This is a genomic window from Corallococcus sp. AB049A (assembly GCF_003668885.1).
In the GTDB taxonomy this organism is placed as follows: domain Bacteria; phylum Myxococcota; class Myxococcia; order Myxococcales; family Myxococcaceae; genus Corallococcus; species Corallococcus interemptor.
The window spans coordinates 1-5,356 of record NZ_RAWL01000525.1 but is presented as its reverse complement, the minus strand read 5'-3'; the positions used below and the strand labels follow the sequence as shown (position 1 = coordinate 5,356).

At 66.2% G+C, this 5,356-nt stretch carries 4 protein-coding genes and 1 pseudogene; 2 read left to right on the top strand and 3 right to left on the bottom strand.

The window, feature by feature from the left end:
• Positions 1-35: 35 nt before the first annotated feature.
• A pseudogene (locus D7X55_RS35210) lies at positions 36-765 on the top strand (FadR/GntR family transcriptional regulator); the annotation flags it as partial.
• Positions 766-866: 101 nt separating this feature from the next.
• Here the strand turns inward: D7X55_RS35210 and D7X55_RS35205 are convergent.
• Positions 867-1,406 (bottom strand): HNH endonuclease, encoded by a 540-nt coding sequence (locus D7X55_RS35205; RefSeq protein ID WP_121725342.1) that lies wholly within the window; start codon positions 1,404-1,406, stop codon positions 867-869.
• Positions 1,407-2,034: 628 nt separating this feature from the next.
• On the opposite strand from D7X55_RS35205, the gene D7X55_RS35200 reads away from it, so the two are divergent.
• A complete protein-coding gene (locus D7X55_RS35200) occupies positions 2,035-3,303 on the top strand; it encodes a type I restriction enzyme HsdR N-terminal domain-containing protein (protein WP_121725341.1) in 1,269 nt (422 codons plus the stop codon).
• Positions 3,304-3,308: 5 nt separating this feature from the next.
• Here D7X55_RS35200 and D7X55_RS35195 read toward each other — a convergent pair whose 3' ends face one another.
• Positions 3,309-4,301, bottom strand: coding sequence for a cysteine synthase A (locus D7X55_RS35195; protein WP_121725340.1), 993 nt, complete (start codon positions 4,299-4,301; stop codon positions 3,309-3,311).
• An 18-nt stretch (positions 4,302-4,319) separates the two neighbouring features.
• On the bottom strand, positions 4,320-5,273 hold the full coding sequence (gene coaA / locus D7X55_RS35190; protein ID WP_120550359.1) for a type I pantothenate kinase: 954 nt from the start codon (positions 5,271-5,273) through the stop codon (positions 4,320-4,322).
• Between the last annotated feature and the right edge of the window lie 83 nt (positions 5,274-5,356).

Below are 5,356 nucleotides of genomic sequence, written 5' to 3'. Positions count from 1 at the left end.
GGGGTTGGATGGCGATGCTGGGACGAGGAGGGGGAATGGGGATGGGGCATGGCGGGCTCGTGGCGTACGTGGAAGCACAGATTGAGCGCGACATCGCGCTGGGCAGGCTGCACCCGAGCGGGCAGTTCGGCTCGGAAGCGAAGCTGGCGCGGCACTATGACGTCTGCCGGGGCACCATCCGTGAAGCGCTGCGGCGGCTGGCGGCGCGGGGCGTGGTGGTGCAGCGGCCTGGACGCAAGACGCGCGCGGTGCCGTTGGATGAGTCGCTGACGCTGGAGAACCTGGGCTTGGCGCTGCATGACACGCGCTCGCCGGACGCCCGGTGGCTCTTGGAGGGCTACTTCAGCCTCCGGCGGCAGGTGCTGGTGGAGCTCCTGTCCGACTGCTGCGCACGGGCTTCCATGCGGGACCTGGACCAACTGGGGAGCATCTGCTTCGGGCTTTGGGATGCGGCGCGCTGGGAGTCAGGGGCTTACTGCGCCCAGGTGGAGTTCGAATTGCTGCGGCTGGCGGCCCGGGTGGCGGACCGGCCCGGGCACGTGCTCCTCGTGCAGTCCTTGCAGCGAGCCTTCATGGTCGGCGCGGCCCAGTTGCTGCCTCTTCTGGGAGGTGAGCCGCTGCGCCAGTGGGTGAACTGCGCGAAGGATGCCCTGCATGACCGCGATACGCGGGCCATCCAGCACGAACTCCCTGTCCTGATAAAGGCACACGATGACCGTGTATTGGACGCCTTCGCTCCTGTTCCCCAGAAGCAAGCGTCCCCCAGCGCCCAGGAAGAAGGCTCTGGGAGCGAACCGGGCATTGCCTCGCCTGAAGAAGCCCTCCAGGCCGAGTGTTTCTCCGGCAGAAACCTCGAATCTCCGCGCTCAATCCGCGCGGTGCAGGAGGACCTGGAACCTTCCCCAACGACGTTCGAGTGCCTCTCGACTCAAGAGAGCAGCATCACACCTCAACAAGCGGCCAACGTACTGGTCGTACCCCATCCCACGGACCCTGGGATGAATGCTCACCTTGAAGGTCTCTGGATGGATACCCAGCAGATCGAGATCGAAGAGCGTGTGGATGTCAGCGCGCAGGAGCAGTCCGTTGGAGGGATGGTTGTCCTTCGCTCCCCGGTACGGGGCAATGTGTGCAGCCTCCAAGAGGTCCACGAGACCGCAGCCGGTGATCCCGCAGGTATCGTTGAAACGCTCCCGAAGCTTCTGCCGGAATGACGCCTGCCCACGGCGGGCACGGATGGCTCGCGTGATGCGCTCGCGCGCGTCAACGTCATTCAGGGAATAGGGCTCCTCTGCCGCGTCCTGAACCAGTAGCGGTTCATGAACGACGGACGCTGCAAGTCCCGCCAATGGCTCAATCAGGGGGGCGGCGGTGTCACCCAGAAGCGAATACGCGACTTCCTGCATTGCCAACTGCCCGTTGCGGCGGGGGCACGCGCGGCGAACGTCCGCGGTAGGAACTCCTGCAGGCACCGGCCGGAACGAGCCGTCGAACCACGCGACGTATTGCGTGCAGGGCACGCGCTCGTCCACTGGGGTGTCGAACGTATGTCCCTCCCTGCATCGGAATGCAGGTTGCGTTCGCTTCCGTACCTTGATCGTTGCAACATTGCACTTCGGGCACCGCTGTAGCGTCTTGAAGGCCTCCGTCTGCTCGAGCCGCCCAATCCGGCTGACTCCGAGGGCCTGCTTCCGGTCACAAATGATGAGCAGGTCTCCCTGGCTCAACTGCAGATGGTTGGGGACGAAGCTGTCATAGCGGAGAGCCGCTCCAGTTCATCCGCATAGCCCTGATTGCCTCTGTACTCACGCTCGTCTCCCAGGGACAGCACCAGCCAGAACCTGTTCTGCTCCATGCCGCCAGTGGAGCGGCGGGGGCGGCGCAGGGTGAAGGATGCGTCAGGTAGGCATCTCGGCACTGGACTGGCGGCTCAGGCTCCCTCTTCGGAGGTATGGCCAAGGGGAGTCCAACAGGCGTGTAGTTCCCACGAGCCGCCAGACTGTTCTCACGGCTGCGATGCAGGGGGGCAATACCGTGGACGCCAATCAATTGCTGGAGCTGGTCAAGCGCTATCAGGACTCCAAGGCCTTCATCTCCAACGAAGAGACCGCCAAGCAGGCGCTGGTGATCCCCTTCATCCGGCTGCTGGGCTACGACCCGGGGTTCCCTCGGGAGGTCCGCCTCGAGTACTCGGCGGACTTCGTCCAGGGGGATGGCAAGAAGCTCCCGGACCGGATGGACTTCGCCATCTTCGACCAGACGGGACAGAAGCCGCTCATCGTCATCGAAACCAAACCCCTGGGCACGGACCTCAAGTCACGCGCCCAGCAACTGGCCCGCTACCTCTCCCAGCTCCCGGAGCTCCACTTCGGCATCATCACGGATGGGTGCCACTACCTGTTCTTCGGAGACCTGGAGAACCCCAACGTCATGGACCCCGAGCCCTTCTTCACGTTCTCCCTGGAGGACACGAAGTCGGATTGGGCCAAGGTCGCGAAGTTCCTGTCCAAGTTCAGCCGCGAATCCTTCAACGCCACCACGCTCATCACCGACGCGGAGAACAGCCGCTACCGCCAGGGGATGATCGACAAGCTCTCCGCCGCCCTGAAATCCCCCGGTGAGCACGAAGGCTTCCTCAAGTGGCTCACCGAGGACATCTACAAGGGCAAGCGGACGACCGCCGTGATGGACCGCCTCGCGGAGGTCGCGAAGGAGGCCATCGAGCCCACCCTCCTCCGGGTCATGGGCGATGACTTCCTCGACAAGCTCAAGGAACGCATCCAGCGCCTGAACGAAGGCGTGGAGCCGGCCACCGCCAAGGAGGGGCCCAACGTCGTGAAGGCCGATAGCGCGAAGCCCTTCGACTCGGAGCCCCGCGCCACGGGCGACGACAGGGCGCGTGCCGCCGTGGAGACCACCGAGGAGGAGCTGGCCTTCTTCGGCGTCATCCGGGACATCTGCACCAAGAACGGCCATGCCGTGGAGGACGTCCTCTACCGGGACACGTCGAGCTACTTCAACGTGTCGTTCAAGAAGCCCACGAAGTGGTTCGTGCGCTTCTTCGGCAATGGCAAGCGCAAGAGCATCGCCACCTGGGTTCCCGTCGACGAAGCGAAGACCCTCGCCACGGGCTTCGACGTCGAAGCCGCCCCCTCCTCCCTCGCGGTGAGCCGCGTCTACATCCAGTCGATTCCGGAGGTGTGGGCCCTGAAGGCGCTGGTCGCCCGGAGCCTGGAGCTGTCCCTGTCGGCCAAGGAGGAGGCCCCCGTGGAGCCCACGCTCAAGGTGGTCGCCAGCTTGTAGCGGCCCTACACCGCGGGCAGCGGCTTCACCGTGAGGCCCTTGGACGACAGGAACTCCGGGTTGAAGACCTTGGAGGCGTAGCGGCTGCCGTGGTCACAGAGGAACGTGACGATGCGCAGCCCCTGGCCCTGGTGCTTGCGCGCCACCTCCCAGGCGGCCCTCACGTTCAGGGCCGCGGAGGTCCCCACCACCAGCGCGTCCTCGCGCGCCAGGTGGTAGAGCATCTCCAGCATGTCCTGGTCCTCCAGGCGCATCGCTTCATCCACGCGCGCCTGCCGGAAGTTCTCCGTCAGCCGCATGATGCCAATGCCTTCCGTGATGGAGCTGCCCGCCGTCTCCATCTTCCCCGTGCGCACCTGGCAAAAGAGCCCCGAGCCCGGCGGATCCACCAACACCACGCGCAAGGCAGGGTTCTTCTCCTTCAGGTAGCGGCTGGTGCCGGACAGCGTGCCGCCGCTGCCCACCGACGCCACCAGCACGTCCACCTTCCCTTCCGCCTGCTCCCAGATCTCCGGCCCCGTCGTCGCGTAGTGGAAGTCGCCGTTCGCCGTGTTCTCGAACTGGTTCATCCACGCCCAGCCGTTCGCCTCCGCCAGGGCCCTCGCCTGGTGGAAGAAGTGCGAGGGATTGGAGAACGGCACCGCCGGCACCCGCCGCACCTCCACGCCCATTGCCTCCAGGTACTCGTATTTCTCCCGCGCCTGGTTGTCCGGCATCGTCACCACCACGCGGTAGCCGCGCTCGCGCCCCAGCAGGCCCAGGCCGATGCCCGTGTTGCCCGCCGTGCCCTCGACGATGGTGCCTCCGGGCTTCAGCTGCCCCGTGGCTTCCGCGCGCTGGATCATGCCCTTGGCGGCCCGGTCCTTGATGCTCCCGCCCGGGTTCATGAACTCCACCTTGGCGACGAGGTCACAGCCCGTCTGGCGGCTGAGCGACCCGATGCGCAACAGCGGCGTGTTCCCCACCGCGTCCCAGAGCGAACCCATTCGTGGCGCCATGTCTGTCCCTCCCGCGAACTACAGCTTGCGCATCCGCACGCGGCGGACCTTGTGGTCGCTGCCCTTCACCAGGATGAGCCTCGCCCGGGAGCGCGTGGGCGCGATGTTCTCCGCCAGGTTCGGGCCGTTGATCTCCGCCCACACCGACGCGGCCCGGGCAATCGCCTGCTCGCGCGTCAGTTCGGAGAAGCGCCGGAAGAAGGACCGCTCGTCCCGGAACGCCGTCTCCCACAGGCGCAGGAAGCGCTCCACGTACCAGTGGCGGATGTCCGTCTCGCTCGCGTCCACGTAGATGGAGAAGTCGAAGAAGTCCGACAGGAACGTCTGCGGCAGCCGCCCGCCCTCCACCGGCCCCGTCTGCAGGACGTTGAGCCCTTCCAGGATGAGGATGTCCGGCTGCCGGATGGACTGCGCCTCCTCCGGCACGATGTCGTAGACGAGGTGCGAGTACACCGGCGCCGTCACCTCCTCGCGCCCCGCCTTCAGCTCCGCCAGGAAGCGCACCAGCGCTCTGCGGTCATAGCTCTCCGGGAAGCCCTTGCGGTTCATGATGCCCCGCTCGTTCAACACCCGGTTCGGATAGAGGAACCCGTCCGTCGTCACCAGCGCCACGCGCGGATGATCCGGCCAGCGCGCCAGGAGCGCCTGGAGGATGCGCGCCGTGGTGCTCTTGCCCACCGCCACGCTGCCCGCGATGGCGATGATGAACGGCACCTTGCGCACCGAATAGCCCAGGAACGCCTGCTGCGCCGCCCACAGCGACTGCGCGGACGCCACCTGCAGGTGCAACAGGCGCGACAGCGGCAGGTAGACGTCCTCCACCTCCTGGAGGTCCAACCGGTCGCCCAGGCCGCGCAGCCGCTCCACCTCGTCCGCCGTCAACGTCAGCGGCGTGGAGGCCCGGAGCTGGCGCCACGCGTCGCGGTCCAGGTCGACGTACATCGATGCGGCGCGGGGCTTGGTCACGGACATGCCCCCCAGCTTGAACCAGACCACCCCGGATCCGGCAAGTGAAGGTGACAACAGGTCTTCCCCGCGAGTCTTGACAGCAAGAC

Coding starts and splice junctions, on each gene's coding strand:
- D7X55_RS35205 (WP_121725342.1), bottom strand. CDS start 1,406: ATGCAGGAAGTCGCGTATTCGCTTCTGGGTGACACCGCCGCCCCCCTG.
- D7X55_RS35195 (WP_121725340.1), bottom strand. CDS start 4,301: ATGGCGCCACGAATGGGTTCGCTCTGGGACGCGGTGGGGAACACGCCG.
- coaA (WP_120550359.1), bottom strand. CDS start 5,273: ATGTCCGTGACCAAGCCCCGCGCCGCATCGATGTACGTCGACCTGGAC.